The organism is Streptomyces sp. NPDC005551 (assembly GCF_042871785.1).
GTDB lineage: Bacteria > Actinomycetota > Actinomycetes > Streptomycetales > Streptomycetaceae > Streptomyces.
Map to the genome: position 1 here is coordinate 498,632 of NZ_JBIAJE010000002.1, position 25,914 is coordinate 524,545.

Genomic DNA, 25,914 nt, shown 5'->3' on the forward strand with positions numbered 1-25,914 from the left:
TCATGCGAGGGGCCTCCGCCGCTTCCGGGGGCGGGCGGAGCGCCTGCGGGTGTCGCGGTTGGTCGGGTCGGGCGGGGCGGTGGTGCCCGCGGGCTGGTCCGGGTCCGTGCCGGCGGGCTGGTCCTTCTCGCTCGCCTGCTGGTCCTTTACGGGGTCCTGGGAGATCTTCGGGGCGTCGATCGAGCCGTCCGGCTGGATCTTCGGCAGGCTCTTCTGCGGGGTGGGAAGCAGCGCCCTCTTCTTGTCGATCGCGCCGTCCTCGGAGACGCCGTACAGCGCGTTGTAGATCTTGCGCACGGCGGGGCCGGAGGCGCCGGAGCCCGTACCGCCCTGGGAGATGGTCATGACGACCGTGTAGTCCTTGGTGTACGTGGCGAACCAGGAGGTCGTCTGCTTGCCGTAGACCTCGGCGGTACCCGTCTTGGCGTGCATCGGGATCTCGTCCTGCGGCCAGCCGCCGAACCGCCAGGCGGCCGTACCGCGGGTCGCGACTCCCGCGAGGGCACCGTCTATCTCGTCGCGCGTCTTCCGCGTCATGGGCAGCTTGCCGTGCGAGGTGGGCTTGATCTCCCGCACGGTCCTGCCGTCGGCGCTGATGACGGCTTTGCCGACCCGCGGGTCGTAGAGGGTGCCGCCGTTGGCGATGGCTCCGTAGATCGTGGCCATCTGGATCGGGGTGACGAGGGTGTCGCCCTGGCCGATGGAGTAGTTGACCGCGTCACCGGCGCGCATCTTGTTGCCTTCGAGGCAGTTCTCGTACGCGATCTTCTGGACGTAGTCGCCGTCCTTCTTGCCGGTCTTGCACCAGGCGTCCTTGTTGGACTTCCAGTAGCTCTGCTTCCACTGGCGGTCGGGGACACGGCCCGAGACCTCGTTGGGGAGGTCGATGCCGGTCTCCTTGCCGAGGCCGAACTGGTGGGCGGTCTTGTAGAACCAGTCGGCGGGGTGCTTCTTCGGCTTGTTGCCGCCGTCCTTCTGCCACTCCTGGTGCGAGAGGCGGTAGAAGACGGTGTCGCAGGAGACCTCGAGGGCGCGGCCGAGGCTGATCGAGCCGTATCCCTTGGACTCGAAGTTCTTGAAGACCTGGCCGCCGAGGTTGTACGAGCTGGAGCACTCGTAGTTGCCGTCGAAGGGGTAGCCGGCGTTCACGGCCGCGGTGGTCGGGATCACCTTGAAGATGGAGCCGGGCGCGGCCTGCCCCTGGATGGCGCGGTTGAGCAGCGGGTAGTTGGACTTCTTGCCGGTGAGCCGCGCGTAGTCCTTGCCGGAGATGCCGCCGACCCAGGCGTTCGGGTCGTAGGCCGGGTTGGACGCCATGGCGACGACCCGGCCGGTCTTCGCCTCCATGACGACGAGCGCACCGGCGTCGGCCTTGTAGTTCTCGCCGGTGTTCTTGTCGAACTCGGTGCGGGCGGTCTTCATGGCCTCGTTGAGCTCGTACTCGGCGATGCGCTGCACGCGGGAGTCGATGCTGGTGACGATGTTCGAGCCGGGCTCGGCCGCGTCGCTCTCGGCCTTGCCGATGACCCGGCCGAGGTTGTCGACCTCGTAGCGGGTGACGCCCGCCTTGCCGCGCAGCTGCTTGTCGTACTGGCGCTCCAGGCCGGAGCGGCCGACCTGGTCGCTGCGCAGGTACGGCGAGTCGGTGTCCTTGGCCTTCGTGATCTCCGCGTCGGTGACCGGGGAGAGATAGCCGAGCACCTGGGCGGTGTTGGCCTTGCCGGGCGCGGCGTAGCGGCGGACGGCCTCCGGTTCGGCGGTGATGCCGGGGAAGTCCTCCGAGCGCTCCCGGATCTGCAGGGCCTGCTTGGGCGTGGCCTCGTCGGTGATGGGGATCGGCTGGTACGGCGAGCCGTTCCAGCACGGCTGGGGCGTCTTGGCGTCGCACAGCCGGACCTTCTCGACGACGTCCCTGGGCTTCATGTCCAGCACGTCGGCGAGCTTGGTGAGGACGCCCTTGCCGTCGTCCTTCATCTTCATCAGGTCGGTGCGCGAGGCGGAGACGACCAGCCGGGTCTCGTTGTCGGCGATGGGCACTCCGCGCGCGTCCAGGATCGAGCCGCGCACGGCGGGCTGCACGACCTGCTGGACGTGGTTGCCCGAGGCCTCCTTGGCGTACTCGTCGCCGTTGCGGATCTGGAGGTACCAGAGCCGTGCGCCGAGGGTCCCGAGGAGGGAGAGCACGAGGATCTGGATGACGACGAGCCGGATCTGGACCCGTGGGGTCCGGCCGGTCTCGGGGATGTTGGTCACTGCGGCTGCCTCCCCCTCTCAGTGTGTGGACGAGTAGTGCGCGTGCGCGGCCGGCCGGTGCGCGCGGACGGCGCGGCCGACCGGTCGCCGTGCCCGTGCGGTGGTCCGTCGCTCTCGCTGCCCGGTGATCACAGGCGCTTGACCCCCTTGATGCGTCCGGCGCGGGCGACGCGCGCCCTGGCCGCCTTGACCCGCAGGCCGCTGCGCTGGCTGCCGATGCGCAGGCCCGTGCCGGAGGACAGCCACCCGGAGGAGACGTCGGCCGCCTTGGCGGCGTTGCTGTCGGCGAGCGGGTCGTTCTCGGCGCGCCGGGCCAGGGCCATCAGGCCGGGCACCACGAACGGGGCGAGCAGCAGGTCGTACAGGGCGGCGGTGAACAGCAGGCTGCCGAGGCCCACATGGCGGGCGGCGGTGTCGCCGACGAGGGCGCCGACTCCCGCGTACAGCAGGGTGGAGCCGATCGCGGCGGCGACGACGACGGCCATCGGGCCGGTCGCCGACTTGAGCCGGCCGTTCTCCGGTTTCGCGAGTCCGGCGAGGTAGCCGATGACGCACAGCACGAGGGCGTAGCGCCCGGCCGCGTGGTCGGCGGGCGGGGCCAGGTCGGCGAGCAGGCCCGCGCCGAAGCCGACGAGGGCGCCGCCGACATGGCCGTAGACCATGGCGAGGGCGAGCACGGTGAGGAGTGCCAGGTCGGGGACGGCGCCCGGGAGGTGCAGTCGGGCGAGGACGCTCACCTGGATGACCAGGGCGACGACCACCAGGGTGGTGGAGAGCAGCATCCGGTTGAAACGCATGGGATTCGGCTCCTACTGCTGCTGTTGGCCGTCGACGGGCGCGTTCGCCGAGGGGGTGACCGTCACGGTCACCGTCGGCGTGGGGGTGGGTTTGGGCTTCGGCGGCAGCACCTCGTCGCGCGGGTCCTTGCGCGGGGCCTCCACGACGACGCCGACGATGTCGAGCTTGGTGAACGAGACGAACGGCCGCACGTAGACCGTGCGCGTCAGGTCGCCGCCGGAGGGGTCGACGCGGGAGATCACGCCGACCGGGACGCCGGGCACGAACGGCTTGTCGCGCTGCGAGCCGAAGGTCACCAGCCGGTCGCCCTTGGCCACCTTGGCCTTGCCGTTGAGGAGTTGGACGCGCAGCGGGCGGTCGCCCTGCCCGTCGGCGAAGCCGAGTTCGTCGGTGGACTCCATGCGGGTGCCGACGGTGAAGTCGGGGTCGTTGGCGAGCAGTACGGTGGCGGTGCTCGGGCCGACGGTGGTGACGCGTCCGACGAGGCCGTCGCCGTTGAGGACGGTCATGTCGCGCCTGATGCCGTCGTTCGCGCCGACGTCGATGGTGACGGTCCAGGAGAAGCCCTGGGCCGCTCCTATGGCGATGACCTGGGCGCCCTTGATGCCGTACTGGCCGGCGCCCGCCGTCTTGAGCATCCTGTCGAGCTGCCTGACCCGGCTGCGGTTGCGGTCGTCGCTGCCGAGCTTCGCCTTCAGCGCCGCGTTGTCGTGCTCCAGCTGGGCGATGCGGTCGTGCCGGTCACCCGAGTCGCGGACCGCGGCGACCGCGTTGCCGACGGGGTCGACCGCGGACGACACGCCGTTCTCGATCGGGCCGAAGACGGTGGCCACGGCATGCCGGGCACCGTCGACCGGTGAGTCCTCCCCACCGCGGATGTCCACCGTGATCAACGCGAACGCGATGGCGATCAGCAGTACCAGGAGCAGCCGGCTCTCTTTCGTGTCCCTCACGTGCGGCGGCCGTGCCTTCCTCGTCGGAATCGGTCGGGAATTCGTGGCTGACGCCCCGGCGAGCGACGCGGGGCGGCATGGGGGAGCTTATGCCTCTATATCAACGATCCGCCGTACGAGAGGAGATCATCTCGTACGGCGGAATCGCGGTGTCGTGTCATCGGCGCGGCTGGGCGTCCAGGACCTGCTGCAGCGCCTCGAACTCCTCGACGCATTTGCCGGATCCGAGCGCCACGCTGTCCAGCGGGTCCTCGGCGATGTGGATCGGCATGCCGGTCTCCCGGCGCAGCCGCTCGTCGAGACCGCGCAGCAGGGCTCCGCCGCCGGTCAGAACGATTCCGCGGTCCATGACGTCGCCGGACAGCTCCGGCGGGCACTTGTCGAGGGTCGTCTTCACGGCGTCGACGATCGCGTTGACCGGCTCCTCGATGGCCTTGCGGACCTCGGCCGCGGAGATGACGACGGTCTTCGGCAGTCCGGACACCAGGTCCCGGCCGCGGATCTCGGTGTGTTCGTCATTGTCGAGGTCGTACGCGGAACCGATCGTGATCTTGATCTGTTCGGCCGTCCGCTCACCGAGAAGGAGGCTGTACTCCTTCTTGATGTGCTGGATGATCGCGTTGTCCAGCTCGTCGCCCGCGACACGGATGGACTGGGCGGTGACGATGCCGCCGAGCGAGATGACCGCGACCTCCGTGGTGCCGCCGCCGATGTCCACCACCATGTTGCCCGTGGCCTCGTGGACCGGCAGGCCGGCGCCGATGGCCGCGGCCATGGGCTCCTCGATGATGTGCACCTGGCGGGCACCCGCCTGGGACGAGGCCTCGATGACGGCGCGGCGCTCGACGCCCGTGATACCCGAGGGCACACAGACGACGACGCGAGGACGAGCGAGGTAGCGCCGCTTGTGGATCTTCAGGATGAAGTAGCGGAGCATGCGCTCGGTGATCTCGAAGTCGGCGATGACGCCGTCCTTCAGCGGACGCACGGCGACGATGTTGCCCGGGGTCCGGCCGATCATCTTCTTCGCTTCCGAGCCGACCGCGAGGATGCCACCGGTGTTGGTGTTGATCGCGACGACGGACGGTTCGTTGAGTACGATCCCGCGACCCCTGACGTACACCAGCGTGTTGGCGGTCCCGAGGTCGACAGCCATGTCACGGCCGATGAACGACATTGAGTTCCCCATCAGGATTCGTCTGGCCTTCCCAAGTGGAGCTTTTGATGGCTTTTTAGGTCGGCGAGGTGGGTGCTGTGACGTGAAGGCTTCCATCGTAGACGCGCCTGCACGAACACTGCGCGAGGGTCTTCGCCAATTGTCAGCAGATGATGCGGCGCCCCGCTTGTGGAGACGGGCCATCGGGGGCATGCGTTCCCCCGATCGGCACGGCATATGCCGGAGGACGGCCGAAATACTCCGGCCGTCCCTGGTCGAACGGGCCCCACTGCTGACATGACGTCAGAAAAACTGTTGCACACGGGTGCCGGACAGGTCCGCCGGCCACCGCTCCGGAAGCGGGCTCCCCAGGGGGAACGAGCGTCAGACCCGACCGGGGAAGAAGATCTTCAGCTCACGCTCGGCGGACTCCTCGGAGTCGGAGGCGTGGATCAGGTTCTCCCGGACGATCACTCCGAAATCACCGCGGATGGACCCGGGCGCGGCGGCGATCGGGTCGGTCGGACCGGCCAGCGCCCGCACCCCCTCGATGACACGCTCACCCTCGACGACGAGCGCCACGACGGGACCGGAGGCCATGAAGGCCACGAGCGGCTCGTAGAAGGGCTTGCCCTTGTGCTCACCGTAGTGCTGCTCCAGCGTGTCCTGGTCCAGGGTCCGCAGTTCCAGCGCGGTGATCTGCCAGCCGGCCTTGCGCTCGATACGGCTGATGATCTCGCCGGTCAGGCCGCGACGGACGGCGTCCGGCTTGAGCAGGACGAGGGTGCGCTGGCTCACGGTGGTGGCTCCTTCGATCACATGGTGTGCGGGCTCAGAGGCTACAGGGCCCCGCCGAGCCGTCGTTACTCAGTGTCAGGCGGTCCCCTGCCCGGACCGCGCACGGCTCCTCCCGCTCAGGCGCCGGACGGAGTGCCCGTCCCGCTCTGCGCCGCGAAGCGGGCCGCCTTCGCCTCGTCGATCCGGCGCCCGTAGTGGACCGAGGCCCACCACAGGGCCGCGAAGACCGCGCCCATGAAGAACATGGCCGGGACGGCGAAACCGGAGGCGATCAGGGCGATCTGCAGCACCCAGCCGAGCTGGACGCCGCCGGGCCGGGTGATCACACCGCAGAACAGCACGCACAGCACCATGGCGATGCCGCACACCGTCCAGACCGTGGTGACGTCCAGGGCCGGGTCCTTCATGGCCACCAGGCCGGCGAAGCCGATCACGAAGAACTCGCCGATCAGAGTCGACGCACAGAGCGTACGCACGGTCAGCCCCTCCCCAGGAGCAGTCGGGCCTCGCCGACGGTGATGACGGAACCGGTGACGAGGACGCCGCCGCCGGCGAACTCGCCCTCCTCCTCCGCGAGGGTGATCGCCACCTCCAGCGCGTCGTCCAGACGGGGCTCCACCTGGACGCGGTCCTCGCCGAAGACCTCGACGGCGATGCCGGCCAGCTCGTCCGCGTCCATCGCGCGATGGCTGGAGTTCTGGGTGACCACGACCTCGGCGAAGATCGGCTCGAAGGCCTCGAGCAGCCCTCGTACGTTCTTGTCGCCGCTGGCGCCCACCACACCGATCAGCCGGCTGAAGTCGAAGACCTCACTGACGGCCGCGGCGGTGGCGCGGGCGCCCGCGGGATTGTGCGCGGCGTCCAGGACGACGGTCGGCGAGCGGCGGACGATCTCCAGGCGGCCCGGCGAGGTGACCGAGGCGAAGGCCTTGCGGACGGTGTCGATGTCCAGGCCCTGGGAGTGGGCGGCGCCGACACCGAAGAACGCCTCGACCGCTGCGAGCGCCACCGCGGCGTTGTGCGCCTGGTACGCGCCGTGCAGCGGGAGGAAGACCTCCTCGTACTCCCCGCCGAGTCCGCGCAGGGTCAGCAGCTGGCCGCCGACGGCGACATGGCGCGCGACGACACCGAACTCCAGACCCTCCCTGGCCACCGTCGCGTTCACCTCGACGGCCTTCTTCAGCAGGACCTGGGCCGCGTCCACGGGCTGCTGCGCCAGGATGACGGTCGCGTCCTGCTTGACGATGCCGCCCTTCTCCTGGGCGATCTCGCCGGGCGTGGAGCCGAGCCGGTCGGTGTGGTCGAGGTCGATGGGCGTGATCACGGCGACATCACCGTCGATGACGTTGGTGGCGTCCCAGCTGCCGCCCATCCCCACCTCCACCACGGCCACGTCGACGGGCGCGTCCGCGAAGGCCGCGTACGCCATGCCGGTCAGCACCTCGAAGAAGGACAGGCGGTACTCCTGCTGGGCGTCGACCATCTCGACGTACGGCTTGATGTCGCCGTACGTCTCGATGAACCGCTCCGCGGAGACCGGCGCGCCGTCCAGGCTGATGCGCTCGGTGACCGACTGCACGTGCGGGCTCGTGTACCTGCCGGTGCGCAGCTCGAAGGCGCCGAGCAGGGCCTCGATCATGCGGGCGGTGGACGTCTTGCCGTTCGTCCCCGTGATGTGGATGGAGGGGTACGCGCGCTGCGGCTCACCGAGGACGTCCATCAGCGCGGCGATGCGGTCGACCGAGGGCTCCAGCTTGGTCTCGCCCCAGCGCGTGGCGAGGTCGGCCTCGACCGCGCGCAGCGCCCTGTCGGTCTCCGGGTCGGCGGGGCGCGCGGGGACGTCCGACTGCGGCGGGCCGCCCCGGGTGCGCAGGGTGCGGCTGCCGGCCTCGATCACCGCGAGGTCCGGGTCGCGCTCGGTCTCGTGCGCGACGATCTCGTCGAAGGGATCGTGCGGGTCGGACTCGCTGCTGTCGTCGTGCGGGGGGAGCTCACTCACGGGCCCAGTCTACGGAGCCCGGACGGCACCCGGCGCGGGGGCGCACGCCTCGACGGCGGGCGCGGGAATCCAGCCGCCGCGGCGCCGAGGAGCGAGGTCCGGGGCGGAGCCCCGTGGCGGCGAAGGGGGCGGGAACTGCGAGGCCCCCGGTGCCACCTCGGCACCGGGGGCCTGCACGCGGCTAGGCCTGCGGGAGCCGGTCCAGCTGGGCCTGAATACGGGCGATGTCCTCGTCGGCCTTGGCGAGCCGCGTACGGATCTTCTCCACGACCTGGTCCGGGGCCTTCGCGAGGAAGGCCTCGTTGCCCAGCTTGGCGTTCGCCTGGGCCTTCTCCTTCTCGGCCGCGGCGAGGTCCTTGGCCAGCCGCTTGCGCTCCGCGGCGACGTCGATCGTGCCGGAGAGGTCGAGCGCGACCTGCGCCCCCGCGACCGGCAGGGTGGCCGTGGCGGTGAAGGCGTCACCCTCCGGCTGGAGGCGCAGCAGCTGCCGGATGGCCGCCTCGTGCGGGGCCAGGGCGGTCCCGTCGAGGGTCAGCCGGGCCGGGACGCGCTGCCCGGGCTGGAGCCCCTGGTCGGCACGGAAGCGGCGGACCTCGGTGATGACCCGCTGGAGCGTCCCGATCTCCCGCTCGGCGGCGTCGTCACGGAACCCGCTGTCCTTCGGCCAGGCCGCGACGACGACCGACTCGCCACCGGTGAGGGTGGTCCAGAGGGTCTCCGTGACGAACGGGACGACCGGGTGGAGCAGGCGCAGGGTGACGTCCAGGACCTCGCCGAGGACCCGTCCGGAGACCTTCGCGGCCTCGCCGCCGGCCATGAACGTCGTCTTGGACAGCTCGACGTACCAGTCGAACACCTCGTCCCACGCGTAGTGGTAGAGGGCGTCGGAGAGCTTCGCGAACTGGAAGTCCTCGTAGAACGCGTCGACTTCGGCGACCGTCTTGTTCAGCCGGGACAGGATCCACCGGTCCGTCGCGGACATCTGCGAGGCGTCGGGCAGCGGGCCCTCGACCGTCGCGCCGTTCATCAGCGCGAACCGCGTGGCGTTCCAGATCTTGTTGGCGAAGTTGCGGGAGGCCTGGACCCAGTCCTCGCCGATCGGCACGTCCGTACCGGGGTTGGCGCCGCGGGCCAGGGTGAAGCGGACGGCGTCGGAGCCGTACGCGTCCATCCAGTCGAGCGGGTCCACCACGTTGCCGAAGGACTTCGACATCTTCTTGCCGCGCTCGTCGCGGACCAGGCCGGTGAGCGCGATGGTCCTGAAGGGGACCTCGCCGTCCATCGCGTACAGGCCGAACATCATCATCCGGGCGACCCAGAAGAAGATGATGTCGTGTCCCGTGAGCAGGACATCGGTGGAGTAGAACTTCTCCAGGTCCGGGGTGCGCTCCGGCCAGCCGAGCGTGGAGAACGGCCACAGGCCGGAGGAGAACCAGGTGTCCAGGACGTCGGTGTCCTGGGTCCAGCCCTCGGCCTCGGTGCCCGGCGGCTCCTCGTCGGGTCCGACGCACACGACCTCGCCCGCGGGCCCGTACCAGACGGGGATCCGGTGGCCCCACCACAGCTGCCGCGAGATGCACCAGTCGTGCATGTTGTCGACCCAGTCGAAGTAGCGCTTCGACATGTCGGCGGGGTGGATCTCGACGCGGCCGTCGCGGACGGCGTCACCGGCGGCCTTGGCCAGCGGGGCGACCTTGACCCACCACTGCATGGACAGCCGCGGCTCGACCGTCGTACGGCAGCGCGAGCAGTGGCCCACGGAGTGGACGTACGGGCGCTTCTCGGCGACGATCCGGCCCTGCGAGCGCAGCGCGCCCACGATGGCGGCGCGGGCCTCGTACCGGTCGAGGCCCTGGAAGGGGCCGTGGACCGTGATGACCGCACGCTCGTCCATGACCGTGATCGACTCCAGGCCGTGGCGCCGGCCGATCGCGAAGTCGTTCGGGTCGTGGGCGGGGGTGACCTTGACGGCACCGGTGCCGAACTCGGGATCGACGTGCGTGTCCGCGACGACGGGGATGGCGCGGTCGGTCAGCGGCAGCTTGATCCGCTTGCCGATCAGGTGCCGGTAGCGCTCGTCGTCGGGGTGGACGGCGACGGCGGTGTCGCCGAGCATCGTCTCGGCGCGGGTGGTGGCGACCACAAGGGTCTCCTCGCCCTCGCCGTACCGGATGGAGACGAGCTCGCCGTCGTCCTCCTGGTACTCGACCTCGATGTCGGAGATCGCCGTCAGACAGCGCGGGCACCAGTTGATGATGCGCTCGGCTCGGTAGATCAGCTCGTCGTCGAACAGCCGCTTGAAGATCGTCTGGACGGCCTCGGACAGGCCCTCGTCCATCGTGAACCGCTCGCGGGACCAGTCGACCCCGTCCCCGAGCCGGCGCATCTGGCCGAGGATCTTGCCGCCGTACTCCTCCTTCCACTGCCAGACGCGCTCGACGAACTCCTCGCGCCCCAGGTCGTGGCGGGACTTGCCCTCCTCGGCGAGCTGCTGCTCGACCTTGTTCTGGGTGGCGATACCGGCGTGGTCCATGCCGGGCAGCCACAGCACCTCGTACCCCTGCATGCGCTTACGGCGCGTCAGGGCGTCCATGAGCGTGTGCTGGAAGGCGTGGCCCAGGTGCAGGGAGCCCGTGACGTTCGGCGGCGGGATGACGATGGTGTACGGCGGCTTCTCGCTCTTGGCGTCCGCGGTGAAGTAACCCCGCTCCACCCAGCGCTCGTACAGCTTCCCCTCTACCTCGGCCGGCGCGTACTGGGTCGGCAGTTCGGGAGTGGATGCTGGCGGCTGCTGCTGAGCGTTGTCGGTCACGGGGTCAGTTTAGAGGTGTCACGGGCCCGTCCCGAAACGGGATTCTTTGGTAACGGTGAGGCCCCCGACGCCGTGCGCCGTACGGCTTTGCGACAGGATGTTCGGAACACATGAATATCTGGAGGGGAACCCAGTAATGAGCTACAACCAGCCGGGCCCGTACGGCGGGCAGCCCCAGCAGCCCGGACCCTACGGTCAGCAGCCGCAGCAGCCGGGACCGTACGGTCAGCAGCCGCAGGCGCCCCAGCCCGGTTACGGCTACCCGCCGCAGGCTCCCCAGCAGCCCGGCCCCGGCTATCCGCAGCAGGCTCCCCCCGGTGTTCCGCCCCAGCAGCCGTACGGCCAGCAGCCCTACGGCGCCCCGCAGCCGCCCGCCCCCGCCGGCGGCAAGAAGAAGACCGGGCTCATCGTCGGCGCGGTGGCGGTCGTCGCCGCGATCGCGGTCGGCGCGTACTTCCTGCTCGGTTCGGGTGGCGGTTCGGGCAGCGTGGAGGACGACGGCGCGCACAAGCTGACGACGCCTGCGACGGTGCTCGACGGCACGTACAAGAAGAGCAAGGGCGGCGTCGGCTCGACGTCCGACGAGGACATCAAGGACTTCGAGAAGTGGGGCGTCAAGGACGCCGAGGACGTCAGCGCCGCCTACACGAACGGCAGCGGCCTGACCGCCAAGAACCTCTCCTTCAGCGGCGTGTACGGCACCATCGACGACCCGGAGGCCGTCGTCGACTCCATGTTCGCCAAGGCGAAGACCGAGTCCGAGAAGGACCAGAGCGACGACGACAGCACCGGCAAGCTGCTCGGCAGCCCGCAGGAGTTCACGCCTGACGGCTTCGAGAACGGCATCATGAAGTGCCAGGAGAGCGAGATCACCAACAACGACGAGTCGAGCACGAGCACCGCCCCCAAGACCGTGAAGATGCCGCTGTGCATCTGGGCCGACCACAGCACGGTGGCCTCGGTGTTCGCGCTCGACTTCACCACGTTCACCACCGGTAAGGGCGGCTCGATGCAGGACACGGCGGACCTCGCCGCCAAGCTCCGCAACGACGTCCGCAAGAAGATCTGACCCCGCTCACCACAGCGAAGGGGCCCCGGTCGTCCGACCGGGGCCCCTTCGCTGTGCGTACAGCGGCGGAACTACGCCGTCTTCTGCTCCCCCGGGCCGCGCCCGTTGCGCGCGTCCCTCGGGATCAGCGTCGGGTTCACGTTCGAGTGAACGACGTCCGCGGTGATGACGACGCGGGCCACGTCCTTGCGGGACGGGACCTCGTACATCACCGACATCAGGACCTCCTCCATGATGGCGCGCAGTCCGCGGGCGCCGGTCTGGCGGAGGATGGCCTGGTCGGCGATCGCCTCCAGCGCCTCACGCTCGAACTCCAGCTCCACACCGTCGAGTTCGAAGAGGCGCTGGTACTGCTTCATCAGCGCGTTGCGCGGCTCCACCAGGATCTGGAGGAGTGCCTCGCGGTCCAGGTTGTGGACCGAGGTGATGACGGGCAGCCGGCCGATGAACTCGGGGATCATGCCGAACTTCACCAGGTCTTCCGGCATGACGGCCTCGAACTGGTCCTTGGACTCGATCTCGCGCTTCGAGCGGATCGTCGCGCCGAAGCCGATGCCCTTGGCGCCGGCCCGCGACTCGATGATCTTCTCCAGGCCCGCGAAGGCACCGCCCACGATGAACAGCACGTTCGTCGTGTCGATCTGGATGAACTCCTGGTGGGGGTGCTTGCGGCCGCCCTGCGGCGGGACCGAGGCGGTGGTGCCCTCCAGGATCTTCAGCAAGGCCTGCTGCACACCCTCGCCGCTCACATCACGGGTGATCGACGGGTTCTCGCTCTTGCGGGCGACCTTGTCGATCTCGTCGATGTAGATAATGCCGGTCTCGGCCTTCTTGACGTCGTAGTCCGCCGCCTGGATGAGCTTCAGCAGGATGTTCTCGACGTCCTCGCCGACGTACCCGGCCTCCGTCAGCGCGGTCGCGTCGGCGATGGCGAACGGGACGTTCAGCATGCGCGCCAGCGTCTGGGCGAGGAGCGTCTTGCCGGAGCCCGTGGGGCCCAGCAGCAGGATGTTCGACTTCGCCAGCTCGATGGCGTCGTCACGGCCCTGCGCCCCGCCGTTCTCCCCGGCCTGGACCCGCTTGTAGTGGTTGTACACCGCGACCGAGAGCGCCTTCTTGGCGGCCTCCTGGCCCACGACGTACCCCTCGAGGAACTCGTAGATCTCGCGGGGCTTGGGGAGTTCCTCCCAGCGCACCTCGCTCGTCTCCGCGAGTTCTTCCTCGATGATCTCGTTGCAGAGATCGATGCACTCGTCGCAGATGTAGACACCGGGGCCTGCGATGAGCTTCTTGACCTGCTTCTGGCTCTTGCCACAGAACGAGCACTTGAGCAGATCGCCGCCGTCACCGATGCGTGCCACGGTGTGCTTCCCCTTCGCCTGGGAGACGCCTAGGTCCAGCGGCTCCTGGTGCTGCCTTATGTCCGACGGTACCTTGCCGGGCCCCCCGTTCGGGCCCCCCTTGGCACGGTTCACTTTGACGTGCTCCGTGCCAAGGAGCGGCAGACGATACAGCCTCGCGTCAGGCAACCGCCGAGTTGTTCATCTTCCGGGTGGAGATGATCTGGTCGATCAGGCCGTACGCGAGCGCGTCCTCGGCCGTGAGGATCTTGTCGCGCTCGATGTCCTCGCGGATCTTCTCGATCGGCGTGGTGGAGTGCTTGGCCAGCATGTCCTCCAGCTGCGAACGCATCCGGAGGATCTCGTTCGCCGCGATCTCGAGGTCGGAGACCTGGCCGCGGCCGGTCTCGCTGTAGGGCTGGTGGATCAGCACACGCGCGTTCGGCAGCGCCATGCGCTTGCCCGGCGTACCGGCGGCCAGCAGGATGGCGGCCGCGGAAGCGGCCTGGCCCATGCAGACCGTCTGGATGTCGGGCTTCACGAACTGCATCGTGTCGTAGATGGCCGTGAGCGCCGTGAAGGAGCCGCCGGGGCTGTTGATGTAGACCGAGATGTCACGGTCGGGGTCCATCGACTCCAGGCACAGCAGCTGCGCCATGACGTCGTTGGCGGAGGCGTCGTCGATCTGCACGCCGAGGAAGATCACGCGCTCCTCGAAGAGCTTCGCGTACGGGTCGTACTCACGCACGCCCTGCGAGGTGCGCTCGACGAAGCGCGGGATGACGTAGCGGGACTCCGCGCGAGGACCGGTGTACTCGGCCTGCGCGCGGGCGTAGATGCCGCTGCCGGGGAAGTCGTTCACTGTGTCTCCTGGAAGCCTGAAAGGGGCCTGAGGCGGTCGCCTGGGGGCTTGAGGGGCTCGCCCGCCGGCGGACGGCGGCCGGGTGCCGCGTCCGTCGGCGCGCGCCGGCGTGAGCCGGTTACGCCGCCCCGGTGCCGCCGCCGCCCGGCATGCCGGCTGCGGTGGGCATGATGTCGTCGATGAGGCCGTACTCCTTGGCCTCGATCGGGTCGAACCAGCGGTCGCGGTCGGAGTCGCGGGTGATCTGCTCCACGCTCTGGCCGGTGTGGAAGGCGGTCAGCTCCGCCATCCGCTTCTTGGTGTGCAGCAGCCGCTCGGCGTGGATCTTGATGTCCGACGCGGAGCCCGCGAGGCCCGCGGAGGGCTGGTGGATCAGGATCTCGGCGTTCGGCAGCGCGAAGCGCTTGCCGGGGGTACCGGCGCTGAGCAGGAACTGGCCCATCGAGGCCGCCATGCCCATGGCGATGGTCACCACGTCGTTCTTGATGTACTGCATGGTGTCGTAGATCGCCATACCGGCCGTGATCGAGCCGCCGGGGCTGTTGATGTAGAGGTAGATGTCCTTGTCCGGGTCGGAGGCAAGGAGCAGCAGCTGCGCCGTGATCTTGTTGGCGATGTCATCGTCGACCGCCTGGCCGAGGAAGATGATTCGCTCGCCGAGCAGTCGGTTGTAGACCTGGTCGCCGAGGCCACCACCGATGGGGTCGCCGGCAGCTGTGGGCATCAGATTCGTCACGTATCCACCTGCTCGTCTTGCGACGGCGCCGGGCCGTCTCACGTCTTCTGCTCAGGCCTGGGGCCCCACCCGCACCGCCCCGGGGCGGCTTCGGGGACTCCCCTGCCCTCGTATTCATGGACCCTAACGCGCGGGTCCCTCCGGGGAATCCCGCAGAGGGAACTGTTCGCTGTGAGCGCATGTGCTGCGTCGGCCTGACCGGGCTTTCAACACCGTCCGTGTCAGGTGTGCGGGGCGCCGCACGAACGGCCCTCACGGGCCCGCAGCCGCGCCTGCGAAGGGCTGTGCGCCGGCGGGCGCGGGCCGTCGTGGGCCGGTCGCGCAGTTCCCCGCGCCCCTGAAGGGCCCCTGCGGGGCCGCCGACGCGTCTGCCGTGTCCCGGCCGTCGGCGGGTGCGGCGCCACGTGGGCCGAGCGCGCCGTTCCCCGCGCCCCTCAGGGCGCACGACGGGCCCCCGGGACAGTGAGATGTCCCGGGGGCCCGTCGGGCGTACTGGCGGGGCGGTCAGGCCTCGGGCTTGGCCTCCGGGGCCTCGTCCGAGGACTCGGCGGGGGCCTCGACGGTCTCGGCCGTCTCGTCCTCGTCGTCCAGGTCGACGATCTCGCCGTTGGTGTCCTTGACCGTGGCGGCCTCGACGACGACCGCGAGGGCCTTGCCGCGGGCGACCTCGCCGACCAGCATCGGGACCTGGCCGCCCTCGACGACGGCCTGGGCGAACTGGTCGGGGGACATGCCGGAGGAGGCGGCGCGCCGCATGAGGTGCTCGGTGAGCTCCTCCTGGTTGACGTTCAGCTTCTCCTTGTTGACGAGCTCGTCGAGGACGAACTGCGTCTTGATGCCCTTGACCGCGGCTTCCTTGGTCTCCGCGACGAACTCCTCCTCGGTCTTGCCCTGGATCTCCAGGTACTTCGCGAGGTCGAGGCCCATCTGGCCGAGCTGGTGGTGCTCGAGGTTGTGCTTACGGGTGTTGATCTCGTCCTCGAGCAGCTTCTCGGGGACCGGGACCTCCACCAGCTCGAGCAGCTTCTCCAGGACGCGCTCCTGGGCCTGCGTGGCCTGGTCGTACTGCTTCATGTTCTCGAGGCGCTTGCGGCTGTCGGCCTTCAGCTCGTCGAGGGTGTCGAACTCGGACGCGAGCTGCGCGAAGTCGTCGTCCAGCTCGGGCAGTTCGCGGGCAGCGACCTGGGTGACCTTGACGGTGACCTCGGCCTCCTTGCCGGCCGCCGAGCCGCCCTTGAGCTCGGAGGTGAAGGTGGTCTCGCCACCGGCCTCCACGCCCGTCACGGCCTCGTCGATGCCTTCCAGCAGCTCACCGGAGCCGATGGTGTAGGAGACGCCGGACGCGACGCCGTCCTCGAGGACCTCGCCGTCGACCTTGGCCTCCAGGTCGAGGGTGACGACGTCGCCGTCCTGGGCGGCGCGCTCGACCGGGGAGGTCGAGGCGAAACGCTCGCGCAGCTCGGTGACGGCCTTGTCGACGTCCTCGTCGCTGACCTCGATGGCGTCGACCTCGACCTCGATGCCGGAGTAGTCCGGGATCTCGATGGTCGGGCGGACGTCGACCTCGGCGGTGAAGTTCAGCGTCTCGCCGTCCTTCAGCTCGGTGATGTCGACCTCGGGCTGGCCGAGGACGTTCAGCTCAGCCTCGTTGACCGCTTCGGTGTAGAACTTCGGGAGCGCGTCGTTGACGGCTTCCTCGAGCACGGCGCCACGACCGAACCGCTGGTCGATGATGCGGGCCGGGATCTTGCCCTTCCGGAACCCCTTCACCGTGACCTGCTGGTTGATCTTCTTGTACGCCGCGTCGAGGCTGTCCTTGAGCTCCTCGAAGGGCACCTCGACAGTGAGCCGAACCCGAGTCGGGTTCAGGGTCTCCACGGCGCTCTTCACGGTTCGGTCTCCTTGTGGCTGACTTCTTGGGGGTTCTGCGTGCCTCTGCCGGTCGGGCAGAGCCTCTGCGGATTCGCGGCCCTTGAGAGACGTGACAGTGCAGACATACGGGCGCGCAGTTTGCATACTAGCCGCAGGCGGTACACGCCCCAAAAGGAGACCGGTGGAGCCCGGCGCCGCCCGCCGGATCCAGCCGTCCTGGCGTTGATCCAGGTGGTCGGGGTGGCGGGATTTGAACCCACGGCCTTCCGCTCCCAAAGCGGACGCGCTACCAAGCTGCGCCACACCCCGTCGGTGCGACACGTAGGGTACATGCCCCCGGGCCTCCCGGCGGGCCCATTTCCCCCCGCTCGCGGCGCCGGCGGACGAAGCGTCGGACGGAGTGTGCGGCGAGGGGGTGCGAGACGCTACGATGCCTTCCGTGCCGCGGTCACTGACCTGCGGCGCGCTCCGTGCGGGCGTAGCTCAATGGTAGAGCCCTAGTCTTCCAAACTAGCTACGCGGGTTCGATTCCCGTCGCCCGCTCCATGGCCTCCGGCCCGGTCCCGAGCAGCTGCTCGGGACCGGGCCGGAGGTTTTTCGCGTGCCGTGACCGGGGCTCGCCCGCGCCCCCGGGGGCGTGCGGGTTGCCGTCCGCGACCGGCGGGGCGTACGACCGGTCGGCCGACGGCGCCCGCGAGCGGTGGCGGGGGCCGTCGGTCCGCGGGTGCGCGAAGACCGGGTGCGCGAGGACGCGGAGCCCGCCCGGGCGGGGTCGGGTGCCCGGGGAGCGTTCCGTCCGGTCAGAAGCTGATCGAGTTGATGGTCTCCGCTATCGAGTTCAGGAACCGGTTGATGGACGGAGCCATCCCGGTCGAGGCGAGGAAGAAGCCGAAGAGCACCGCCACGATGGCCGGCCCCGCCTTGATCGAACCCCCTCGGATCAACACCACCAGGATGATCGCCAACAGCAGCACCACTGACAGCGAAATGGCCACAACTGATCACACCCTACGGTCGGTTCCGCTCTACCGGCCCGGGGGCGCCAGCCCCGCGCACCCCCGCCAGAACCATCGTGCCACCAACAGGCCCCCCGTATGCGGCAGGTGAGGCAACGTCGGCGAAGGAGACCCGGTTCCCGCGTCGCCGCACCCGCCCCGCGGGACCCGACTCCGGGCCCCCGCACGGCAATTCGGCGATGCCCCGCCGGGAATTCAAAGTGATCGTTTCCATGTCCACACATCCTGTTCGCAGGTAATTCGAATTGTCGCGGCGGGCACACCACGGCATCGAGCGTGGGGAAGAAAAGACCAATGAAGCGGACATTCCGCCGGAGTCGCCCGCGAGTGTTATGCACCATTTAGTCAGGATGAAGTGGGACACAACAGGCCGGCAGTTCCTGCCGATCGATGATCGGACAGTGTGCGGATTCGTATGTTGACTTCGCCGAATCCGGGGTATGCGCAGGCGAAAGCGGTAATCACACCCAGGGGTTTCACGGAATCCCACAGACAACGCTAGGGTGCCTCAGATGTTCCACGCTGCCTCGTCCCCCGCAAGCGCAGCGAGGTCATGGACCGTCCCGCCGAGTTCTTGGTGGGAGGGCCTGTGACGAACTCGTTGCGTCCGTACGGCCACGACAGAGCGCCGCTCCCCCCGGCACAGCAGCCGGCGGACGGAGTGCCGAGCCCGCGCTCGCCCCACCCCGCACAACCGGTCGCCAAGACCGCCTCCCCCGCAGGCAAGCCGCTCAAACAGCGCGACGCGTTCTTCGACAACGCCAAGTACCTGGCGATCGTCCTCGTCGCGATGGGTCACGCCTGGGAACCGCTGACCGACCACAGCCGCGCCGCGGAGGCGCTGTACATGGTCGTCTACACGTTCCACATGCCGGCGTTCATCCTCATCTCCGGCTATTTCTCGCGCAGTTTCGACATGCGCGCCGACCGGCTCAAGCGGCTGGTGACCGGCGTCGCCGTGCCGTACGTGCTCTTCGAGGTCGCGTACTCCCTCTTCAAGCGGTACGCGGACGACGACCCGACGCACCCGATCAGCCTGCTCGACCCCTGGTACCTCACCTGGTTCCTGGTCGCGCTGTTCGTGTGGCGGCTGACCACCCCGCTGTGGAAGGTCGTGCGCTGGCCGGTGCCGCTCGCGCTGGCCGTCGCGGTCCTGGCCTCGGTCTCGCCCGACATCGGCGACGACCTCGACCTGCAACGGGTGCTGCAGTTCCTGCCGTTCTTCGTCATGGGCCTGTTCATGAAGCCCGAGTACTTCCAACTGATGCGGCGCCGCGAGGTCCGCGTCCTGTCGCTGCCGCTCTTCGCGGCCGCGCTGGCGGTGGCGTACTGGGCGGGGCCGCGGATGAACTCGGCCTGGTTCTACCACCGTGACAGCGCTCAGGAACTGGGGGCCCCGTGGTGGGCCGGTGTCGTGATGACGCTCGCGCTGTTCGGCAGCTCGATGGTCCTCACCTCGTGCTTCTTCGCCTGGGTGCCGCGCCGGAAGATGTGGTTCACGGTGCTGGGCGCGGGCACGCTGTACGGCTACCTGCTGCACGGCTTCCTCGCCAAGGGCTCCCGTTTCTGGGGCTGGTACGACAGCTACGCCTGGCTGCAGAAGCCGTACGGCGAGATCCTGGCGACGCTCTTCGCGGCCGCGGTCATCACCGTGCTGTGCACCCCGCCCGTGCAGCGCGTGTTCCGCTGGGCGATGGAGCCGAGGATGGAGTGGGCCTTCCGGCAGGACGCGACGGAGCTCGCCCGCGAACGCGCCAGGGCCAAGACGGCGGCCTGACAGGTCGTTTCGGGCTCACGACGGCGGCAGGCCGAGCAGCGCGCGCATCATGGCGTACTTCTTCGCCAGCCGTGCCCGGGTGTGCTCGTCGAGGACCGCGAGCCGGGCCGGGTCGGCGTTGTGCGCCAGGTCCGCCGCCTTCACCAGGAGGGCCCCCGGAGTCGACCGGATGCGTTCCGCGTACGACTCCGGGGGCTCGTCCTCGGTCTTCGTGAGCGCGAGGACGATGTCCTTGGTGCGCGGGGTCAGCGCGGCCCCGCGCAGCCACTCCCGCGACAGCGCGTCGTCCTCGACGGCGTCGTGCAGCCAGGCCGCCGCGAGCTGCTCCTCGTCGCCGCCGCGCTCGCGCACCCCCTCCGCCACGGCCTGGAGGTGCTCCGCGTACGGCCGGCCCGCCTTGTCGGTCTGCGCGGCGTGCGCCTTGCGGGCGAGGGCTTCGACTTCGGCCAGGGTCAGGAGAGTCTGCGTCACTCCCCCAGTGTCCCCCAGCCCCGTCCGCCCCGGGGCGGACGGAGTTCAGCGGGCGGCCGTGGGTCCGTCGCGGCAGATCAGCAGCAGGGCCCGGTCGTCGTTGACGTCCTTCGCGACCGCCTCGATGAGATGCCAGGCGGCGCCGTGGAAACCGCCCGCCACATAGCGGTCGGCCTCTCCGGTGAGCCGGTCGATGCCCTCCACGATGTCGCGTTCGGCGGTCTCCACCAGACCGTCGGTGAACAGCATCAGGACGTCTCCGGGGCGCAGCGAGCCCTTCACGGGGTCGAACTGCGCGCCGTCGTACACCCCGAGGAGGGGGCCTTCGGCCACCTTCTCCTCCCATCGCCCGCTGCCCGCGCTGAGCTGGAGGCCCGGCGGGTGGCCGGCGGAGAAGAGTTCGTAGTCGCCCGAGTCGAGGTCGAGGACCAGGTGGATCGAGGTCGCGAAGCCCTCGTCCCAGTCCTGGCGCAGGAGGTAGCCGTTGGCCGCGGGCAGGAAGGCGTGCGGCGGCAGCGATCCCAGCAGGCCGCCGAAGGCGCCCGACAGGAGCAGCGCACGCGATCCCGCGTCCATGCCCTTGCCGGAGACGTCGGTGAGGACGACCTCCAGGGTCCGCCCGCCGTTCGTCCGGGCGGCCACCACGAAGTCACCGGAGAACGACTGCCCGCCCGCCGGGCGCAGCGCCATCTCCCGGTGCCATCCCTGCGGCAGCTGGGGCAGCTTGCTCTGCACCCGGATCCGTTCGCGCAGGTCGAAGAGCATCGTGCCGCCACGCCGCCAGGGCACGCCGACCCGGCTGCGGAACTGGGCGATCAGCAGCCCGAAGAAGCCGCAGGCCGCGACGACGAGCACGACGCCCGGCGTCACCCGCGACGGGCCCTGCGTGTACGGGCCGAGCCTGACCGACTCCACGATCAGCGCGGTGGCCGCGGCGGCGTACAGACCGAGCAGGCTGGCCGGCCGCAGCAGCAGTCCGCCCGCGACGATCGGCAGGACCAGCGCGGCGGGTGAGCACCACACGGAGTTGACCATCGTGGTGGCCGCGATCAGCGGGACCGTCAGGAGCAGACCGACCAGCGCGATCCAGTCCGAACCGTCCCCGCGGAAGTAGTCGACGGCGGATCTGCGCAGGGCGGTGCGGACCCGGTGCCACTGTTTCTTCAACCGGGCCGTGAACGTCTCGGCGGCCGTGCGCCGCCCTCGTCCTGCTGCCATTGCTCGGGACCCTATCCATCGGACCAGTCCCTTGGCACGGGAGGTCCCACTTGTCCCCCGTCCGAGCGCCCGAGTTCACGGGGAACTTCACGGAAGAACGGTTCCGGTAACCCGGGCGAAATTCCCTCGCTCGCACCGCATTGCCCTGATAGGCATGGTCCATGACGACTGATGTGCGGGTGCTCGAACCGGCCGAGCGGGACGCCTGGTACGGCAATTTGATCCGGGCTTTCGGCGGGGTGGACGAGTCGTCGGAGGAGCGCGAACTGTGGCGTGCGCTCACCGAGTACGACCGTTCCATCGGGGTCTGGGACGGCGACGAGTGCGTCGGCAGCGCGGGCGCGTTCACCTTCGAGCTCTCGGTACCCGGCGGGGCCTGTGTGTCCGCCGCGGGCGTCACGATGGTGAGCGTCGCGGCGACGCACCGGCGGCGCGGGGTCCTGACTTCGATGATGCGCCGGCAGCTGGACGACGTCCGCTCCTGGGGCGAGCCGGTGGCCGTCCTGACGGCCTCGGAGCCGGTGATCTACGGCCGGTTCGGCTACGGCACCGGCACCCTGAACGTGAGCGCCGAGATCGACACCGCCCGGGTGCGGCTGTCCGTGCCGCCCGGCACCGATGACGTACGCCTGCGGTACGCGCCGCCTGCCGACGTGCTCGACGCGTGCGAGGCGGTGTACGCGCGGCTGGTGCCCGGCCGTCCGGGCATGCTGGCGCGCCGGCCCGGCTGGGAGCGGGTCGCGCTGCTCGACCCGGAGAGCGAGCGGGGCGGTGCCTCGGCGCTGCAGTGCGTGGTCGCGGAGCGGGACGGGGAGGTCGCCGGTTACGCGCGCTTCCGGGTCAAGCCCGAGTGGACTCCGTCCGGGCACAACGGCACGGTCGTCCTGGAGGACCTGGAGGGGCTCGACCCGGTGGTGCGGGCCGCGCTGTGGCGGTTCCTGTTCGGCGTCGACCTGACGACCACGCTGCGCACGCGCGGCCGTCCCGTGGACGAGGGATGGCAGCATCTGGTGTCCGACATCCGGCGCTGCAACCTGCGGACGCGGGACGCGCTGCACGTGCGGCTCGTCGACGTCGGAGCCGCGCTGGCTGCGCGGACCTACCAGGCTCCGGTCGACGTGGTGTTCGAGGTCGAGGACGCGTTCTGCCCCTGGAACGAGGGGCGTTGGCGGCTCTACGGCGACCCGAAGGGCGCGTCCTGCGCGCGCACGGAGGACGCGGCCGATCTCGCCCTGTCCGTCGTGGAGTTGGGGTCGGCGTACCTCGGCGGGGTGTCCCTCGCCTCGCTCGCGGGGGCGGGGCTGGTGCGGGAGCTGCGACAGGGCGCGGTGGCCGAGGCGTCGGCGGGGTTCACCTCGGCGGTCGCGCCGTGGCTGCCGCACGGCTTCTGACGGTCACGGGATGAGGTGTGGGGTGACGGTCACGGGGTCTGCTGACAGTCACGGGGGCCGGTGGCCGTCACGGGTCCGGTGACCGTTACCGAGTCCGGTGACCGTCACGGGGTCTGGCAGGCCGGGCACCAGAACAGGTTGCGGGCGGCGAGACCGGCGGTGCGGATCTCGCCGCCACAGACGTGGCAGGGCAGGGTGGCCCTGCGGTACACGTAGACCTCGCCGCCGTGGTCGTCGACGCGCGGCGGGCGGCCCATGGCCTCGGGGGTGTGCTCCGGGCGGACGGTGTCGATGCGGTTGTGGCGGACGCCCTCGCGCATCAGGGCGACCAGGTCGGCCCAGATCGCGTCCCACTCGGCCGGGGTGATGTCCCTGCCCGGCCGGTACGGGTCGATGCGGTGCCGGAAGAGGACCTCGGCGCGGTAGACGTTGCCGACGCCCGCGATCACCTTCTGGTCCATGAGCAGGGCGGCGATCGTCGTACGGCTGCGGGAGACCCGGCGGTAGGCCCCGGCCGGGTCGGCGTCGGGGCGCAGCGGGTCCGGGCCGAGGCGGCCGTGTATCGCCTGCTTCTCGGCGTCGGTGATCAGGGCGCAGGTCGTGGGGCCGCGCAGGTCGACGTACGACCTGGCGTCGGCGAGGCGGAGGCGGACGGTGTCCGTGGGCGGCGGGGCCGGGGCGGGGCCGAAGGTGACCTTGCCGAAGAGGCCGAGGTGGATGTGGATCCACTCGGATGCGCGGAAGCCGAGGAAGAGGTGTTTGCCGTGGGCGTCGGCGGATTCCAGGACGGTGCCGTCGAGCAGGGCCGCGGCGTCCGCGAATTTCCCCTGGGGACTGGTGACGCGCGTTCTGCGGCCTGCGAAGGCCGCGGCGTAGTCCTTGGCCAGGCGGTGAATGGTGTGCCCCTCGGGCACGGGGTCCTCCTGCGTCGTCCGTCCTGGGGGCGGACGGGTCACCCGCTCCGCCCCTGCCCGTCCCGGTTCCGGGGCTGCGCCCCGCGCCCACCGGCGCGCCTCGCGCACGTCCTGGACGCCGGACGGGCCGAGACCTCCCGTCCGGCGTTCCCGGCGGAGCGCTACTGCTGCGGGTGGTGGGGCGGGATCTCGGGGAGGTCGCCGGTGGTCTCGTAGGCGGAGAGCATGTCGATGCGGCGGACGTGGCGCTCGTCGCCCGAGAACGGGGTGCCCAGGAAGGTCTCGACGAACTTCGTCGCCTCCTCCCGCGTGTGCATGCGCGCGCCGACGGCGACCACGTTGGCGTTGTTGTGCTGGCGGCCGAGCGAGGCGGTCTCCTCGCTCCAGGCGAGGGCGGCACGCACGCCGGCCACCTTGTTCGCGGCCATCTGCTCGCCGTTGCCGGAGCCGCCGATCACGATGCCGAGGGAGTCCGGGTCCGCCGCCGTGCGCTGTGCCGCGCGCAGGCAGAAGGGCGGGTAGTCGTCCTGGGCGTCGTAGATGAGCGGCCCGCAGTCGACGGGCTCGTGGCCGGCCGCCTTGAGCCACTCCACGAGGTGGTTCTTCAGTTCGAAACCGGCATGATCGGAGCCGAGGTACACGCGCATGCTCCGAGTGTGACACGCCCGTATCCGTCCGGCCTCGCCGGGTGCCGCCGGAGAGAAGAGTGGCCTGAGCCACTAAACCTCAGGGAAACCTCAAGTAACGATCCGGAATCAAAGGTTCACGAATTCCGTGGCCTCCGTTTCACTGGACCGACTCGTACACCGCTCGCATGAGGAGCCGTACACCGCTCGTACGGGAAATCTGCACACTCGGCACAAAGGAACTCGTCCCATGACCTCGCAGCCGACCCTGTCGAAGGCCGGACACGGCCCGGAGAGCCCCGGAGAACCCGGTGGCGGACTCCAGGCCGGACTGAAGAACCGCCACCTGTCGATGATCGCCATCGGCGGTGTCATCGGAGCCGGACTGTTCGTCGGCTCCAGCACCGGAATCGCCACCGCGGGCCCGGGCATCCTGCTGTCCTACGCCCTCGTCGGCACGCTCGTCGTGCTGGTGATGCGGATGCTCGGCGAGATGTCCGCGGCCAACCCGACGTCCGGATCGTTCTCGGCGCACGCCGACCGGGCGCTGGGCCGCTGGGCCGGCTTCTCGATCGGCTGGCTCTACTGGTTCTTCTGGGTGGTGGTGCTGGCCGTGGAGGCCACCGCCGGGGCCAAGATCCTCGAAGGGTGGATACCGGCCGTTCCGCAGTGGGGCTGGGCGCTCATCGTGATGATGGTGCTCACCGCGACCAACCTGGTCTCGGTCGGCTCGTACGGCGAGTTCGAGTTCTGGTTCGCCGGGATCAAGGTCGTCGCGATCGGCGCGTTCATCGTGGTGGGCGGTCTGGCCGTCTTCGGCGTGCTGCCCGGCGTCGACGCGGACAAGGCGGGGTTCGGCAACCTGACCGAGCACGGCGGCTTCCTCCCGCACGGGCCCGGCGCGATCCTCACCGGCGTCCTGCTGGTGGTCTTCTCCTTCATGGGCAGTGAGATCGCCACGCTGGCGGCCGGTGAGTCCGAGGACCCGCAGCGCGCGGTCACCAAGTCCACCAACAGCATCATCTGGCGGATCGCCGTCTTCTACCTCGGCTCGATCCTCGTCGTCGTCTCGCTCCTGCCGTGGAACGACAAGTCCATCGCCGACGAGGGCTCCTACGTCGCCGCGCTGAACTCCCTGGGCATCGCGCACGCCGGTCAGATCATGAACTTCATCGTGCTGACGTCGGTGCTGTCCTGCCTCAACTCCGGCCTGTACACGGCCTCCCGGATGGCGTTCTCGCTCGGCGAGCGCGGGGACGCGCCGAAGGCGTTCGCGCGGACGACGGCACGGGGTGTGCCGATGACCGCCATCGTGGTCTCGGTCGTGTTCGGCTTCGTCGCCGTCTTCTTCAACTACAAGTTCCCCGACTCCGTCTTCCTCTTCCTGGTCAACTCCTCCGGCGCGGTGGCCCTGTTCGTCTGGCTGGCCATCTGCTTCTCCCAGCTGCGCATGCGCAAGATCATCCAGCGTGAGGCGCCGGAGAAGCTGGTCGTACGGATGTGGCTGTACCCGTACCTCACCTGGGCGACCGCCGCGATGATCGTCTTCGTGCTCGGCTACATGCTGACGGACACCGAGCACGACGGACGCGAGACCGTCCTGCTGTCGCTGCTCGTCGCGGCCGTGGTCCTGACGATCGCGCTGGTCCGCCAGCGGATGGGCGCCGGCCGGCCCGCGCAGCCGGTGACGGACGCCTCCCGGGACGAGGCGCAGACCGAGGCCGGTGCCTGACGCCGGCTGCTGACGGCCGGGTGAACCGGTAACCCGGAGAGCGAGGGTGGGGCCCCGCGGCGTGTGCCGCGGGGCCCCACCCGTGCGTCGTGCGCCTTGCGGCGGGGGCGGGTACGGCTCT

At 69.8% G+C, this 25,914-nt stretch carries 21 protein-coding genes and 2 tRNA genes; 5 read left to right on the forward strand and 18 right to left on the reverse strand.

Annotation, left to right across the window (positions count from 1 at the left end; all coding sequences use genetic code 11):
- From mrdA to ACFYP4_RS06420, 8 genes are all read right to left on the reverse strand, one after another.
- Positions 1 to 2,253 carry a penicillin-binding protein 2 gene (mrdA, locus tag ACFYP4_RS06385; protein WP_358855492.1) on the reverse strand — a complete coding sequence of 751 codons (2,253 nt, stop codon included), beginning with the start codon at positions 2,251 to 2,253 and terminating at the stop codon, positions 1 to 3.
- A 128-nt stretch (positions 2,254 to 2,381) separates the two neighbouring features.
- On the reverse strand, positions 2,382 to 3,050 hold the full coding sequence (gene mreD, locus ACFYP4_RS06390; RefSeq protein ID WP_358855493.1) for a rod shape-determining protein MreD: 669 nt from the start codon (positions 3,048 to 3,050) through the stop codon (positions 2,382 to 2,384).
- Positions 3,051 to 3,062: 12 nt separating this feature from the next.
- A complete protein-coding gene (gene mreC / locus ACFYP4_RS06395) occupies positions 3,063 to 4,004 on the reverse strand; it encodes a rod shape-determining protein MreC (protein ID WP_388783319.1) in 942 nt (313 codons plus the stop codon).
- Between the two features lie 157 nt (positions 4,005 to 4,161).
- Entirely contained in the window at positions 4,162 to 5,181 is a 1,020-nt protein-coding gene (locus ACFYP4_RS06400) for a rod shape-determining protein (protein ID WP_358855499.1), read from the reverse strand.
- Between the two features lie 363 nt (positions 5,182 to 5,544).
- The gene (gene ndk / locus ACFYP4_RS06405; protein WP_121403076.1) at positions 5,545 to 5,958 is read right to left on the reverse strand and encodes a nucleoside-diphosphate kinase; all 414 of its coding nucleotides are present in this window, start codon (positions 5,956 to 5,958) and stop codon (positions 5,545 to 5,547) included.
- A gap of 116 nt (positions 5,959 to 6,074) precedes the next feature.
- The gene (locus ACFYP4_RS06410; RefSeq protein ID WP_358855495.1) at positions 6,075 to 6,434 is read right to left on the reverse strand and encodes a DUF4233 domain-containing protein; all 360 of its coding nucleotides are present in this window, start codon (positions 6,432 to 6,434) and stop codon (positions 6,075 to 6,077) included.
- Between the two features lie 2 nt (positions 6,435 to 6,436).
- Positions 6,437 to 7,957: a bifunctional folylpolyglutamate synthase/dihydrofolate synthase gene (locus ACFYP4_RS06415; RefSeq protein ID WP_388783324.1), complete on the reverse strand. Its 1,521-nt coding sequence runs from the start codon at positions 7,955 to 7,957 to the stop codon at positions 6,437 to 6,439.
- A 181-nt stretch (positions 7,958 to 8,138) separates the two neighbouring features.
- Complete coding sequence (locus ACFYP4_RS06420; protein ID WP_358855497.1) at positions 8,139 to 10,769, reverse strand: valine--tRNA ligase; 2,631 nt, start codon at positions 10,767 to 10,769, stop codon at positions 8,139 to 8,141.
- Between the two features lie 136 nt (positions 10,770 to 10,905).
- Between ACFYP4_RS06420 and ACFYP4_RS06425 the strand changes: the two genes are divergently transcribed.
- Entirely contained in the window at positions 10,906 to 11,838 is a 933-nt protein-coding gene (locus ACFYP4_RS06425; protein ID WP_358855498.1) for a hypothetical protein, read from the forward strand.
- A gap of 71 nt (positions 11,839 to 11,909) precedes the next feature.
- Here ACFYP4_RS06425 and clpX read toward each other — a convergent pair whose 3' ends face one another.
- The 5 genes from clpX to ACFYP4_RS06450 all read right to left on the reverse strand — a co-directional run bounded on the left by clpX (position 11,910) and on the right by ACFYP4_RS06450 (position 16,957).
- Complete coding sequence (clpX, locus tag ACFYP4_RS06430; protein ID WP_358849941.1) at positions 11,910 to 13,199, reverse strand: ATP-dependent Clp protease ATP-binding subunit ClpX; 1,290 nt, start codon at positions 13,197 to 13,199, stop codon at positions 11,910 to 11,912.
- 160 nt (positions 13,200 to 13,359) lie between these two features.
- Positions 13,360 to 14,040, reverse strand: a complete 681-nt coding sequence (locus ACFYP4_RS06435) for an ATP-dependent Clp protease proteolytic subunit (RefSeq protein ID WP_358849940.1) — start codon at positions 14,038 to 14,040, stop codon at positions 13,360 to 13,362.
- A gap of 118 nt (positions 14,041 to 14,158) precedes the next feature.
- Positions 14,159 to 14,764: an ATP-dependent Clp protease proteolytic subunit gene (locus ACFYP4_RS06440; protein ID WP_183116939.1), complete on the reverse strand. Its 606-nt coding sequence runs from the start codon at positions 14,762 to 14,764 to the stop codon at positions 14,159 to 14,161.
- Between the two features lie 516 nt (positions 14,765 to 15,280).
- Positions 15,281 to 16,666, reverse strand: a complete 1,386-nt coding sequence (gene tig / locus ACFYP4_RS06445; protein WP_388783328.1) for a trigger factor — start codon at positions 16,664 to 16,666, stop codon at positions 15,281 to 15,283.
- 214 nt (positions 16,667 to 16,880) lie between these two features.
- Positions 16,881 to 16,957 (reverse strand) — tRNA-Pro (locus ACFYP4_RS06450).
- A 163-nt stretch (positions 16,958 to 17,120) separates the two neighbouring features.
- Between ACFYP4_RS06450 and ACFYP4_RS06455 the strand changes: the two genes are divergently transcribed.
- Positions 17,121 to 17,194, forward strand: a tRNA-Gly gene (locus tag ACFYP4_RS06455).
- A gap of 254 nt (positions 17,195 to 17,448) precedes the next feature.
- Here ACFYP4_RS06455 and ACFYP4_RS06460 read toward each other — a convergent pair.
- The gene (locus ACFYP4_RS06460) at positions 17,449 to 17,643 is read right to left on the reverse strand and encodes a hypothetical protein (RefSeq protein ID WP_016435177.1); all 195 of its coding nucleotides are present in this window, start codon (positions 17,641 to 17,643) and stop codon (positions 17,449 to 17,451) included.
- Between the two features lie 610 nt (positions 17,644 to 18,253).
- Between ACFYP4_RS06460 and ACFYP4_RS06465 the strand changes: the two genes are divergently transcribed.
- Positions 18,254 to 19,441 (forward strand): acyltransferase family protein, encoded by a 1,188-nt coding sequence (locus ACFYP4_RS06465; RefSeq protein ID WP_358849938.1) that lies wholly within the window; start codon positions 18,254 to 18,256, stop codon positions 19,439 to 19,441.
- A 15-nt stretch (positions 19,442 to 19,456) separates the two neighbouring features.
- Here the strand turns inward: ACFYP4_RS06465 and ACFYP4_RS06470 are convergent, their stop codons facing one another.
- The gene (locus ACFYP4_RS06470; protein ID WP_388783330.1) at positions 19,457 to 19,912 is read right to left on the reverse strand and encodes an HD domain-containing protein; all 456 of its coding nucleotides are present in this window, start codon (positions 19,910 to 19,912) and stop codon (positions 19,457 to 19,459) included.
- A 45-nt stretch (positions 19,913 to 19,957) separates the two neighbouring features.
- Complete coding sequence (locus tag ACFYP4_RS06475; RefSeq protein WP_358849936.1) at positions 19,958 to 21,130, reverse strand: PP2C family protein-serine/threonine phosphatase; 1,173 nt, start codon at positions 21,128 to 21,130, stop codon at positions 19,958 to 19,960.
- A 161-nt stretch (positions 21,131 to 21,291) separates the two neighbouring features.
- Here ACFYP4_RS06475 and ACFYP4_RS06480 point away from each other — a divergent pair, with 161 nt between their 5' ends.
- Positions 21,292 to 22,521: a GNAT family N-acetyltransferase gene (locus tag ACFYP4_RS06480; RefSeq protein ID WP_388783332.1), complete on the forward strand. Its 1,230-nt coding sequence runs from the start codon at positions 21,292 to 21,294 to the stop codon at positions 22,519 to 22,521.
- Positions 22,522 to 22,625: 104 nt separating this feature from the next.
- Here ACFYP4_RS06480 and ACFYP4_RS06485 read toward each other — a convergent pair whose 3' ends face one another.
- Positions 22,626 to 23,435, reverse strand: coding sequence for an Fpg/Nei family DNA glycosylase (locus ACFYP4_RS06485; RefSeq protein ID WP_388783335.1), 810 nt, complete (start codon positions 23,433 to 23,435; stop codon positions 22,626 to 22,628).
- 161 nt (positions 23,436 to 23,596) lie between these two features.
- Positions 23,597 to 24,082, reverse strand: a complete 486-nt coding sequence (locus ACFYP4_RS06490; RefSeq protein ID WP_358849933.1) for a ribose-5-phosphate isomerase — start codon at positions 24,080 to 24,082, stop codon at positions 23,597 to 23,599.
- Between the two features lie 229 nt (positions 24,083 to 24,311).
- On the opposite strand from ACFYP4_RS06490, the gene ACFYP4_RS06495 reads away from it, so the two are divergent.
- On the forward strand, positions 24,312 to 25,793 hold the full coding sequence (locus tag ACFYP4_RS06495) for an amino acid permease (protein WP_358849932.1): 1,482 nt from the start codon (positions 24,312 to 24,314) through the stop codon (positions 25,791 to 25,793).
- The last annotated feature ends 121 nt before the right edge of the window (positions 25,794 to 25,914 follow it).

Bases quoted from the DNA above. Each gene is read 5' to 3' on its own strand.
- mreD (WP_358855493.1), bottom strand. From the start codon at position 3,050: ATGCGTTTCAACCGGATGCTGCTCTCCACCACCCTGGTGGTCGTCGCC.
- ACFYP4_RS06400 (WP_358855499.1), bottom strand. From the start codon at position 5,181: ATGTCGTTCATCGGCCGTGACATGGCTGTCGACCTCGGGACCGCCAAC.
- ACFYP4_RS06425 (WP_358855498.1), top strand. From the start codon at position 10,906: ATGAGCTACAACCAGCCGGGCCCGTACGGCGGGCAGCCCCAGCAGCCC.
- ACFYP4_RS06440 (WP_183116939.1), bottom strand. From the start codon at position 14,764: ATGCCCACAGCTGCCGGCGACCCCATCGGTGGTGGCCTCGGCGACCAG.
- ACFYP4_RS06475 (WP_358849936.1), bottom strand. From the start codon at position 21,130: ATGGCAGCAGGACGAGGGCGGCGCACGGCCGCCGAGACGTTCACGGCC.
- ACFYP4_RS06480 (WP_388783332.1), top strand. From the start codon at position 21,292: ATGACGACTGATGTGCGGGTGCTCGAACCGGCCGAGCGGGACGCCTGG.
- ACFYP4_RS06490 (WP_358849933.1), bottom strand. From the start codon at position 24,082: ATGCGCGTGTACCTCGGCTCCGATCATGCCGGTTTCGAACTGAAGAAC.
- ACFYP4_RS06495 (WP_358849932.1), top strand. From the start codon at position 24,312: ATGACCTCGCAGCCGACCCTGTCGAAGGCCGGACACGGCCCGGAGAGC.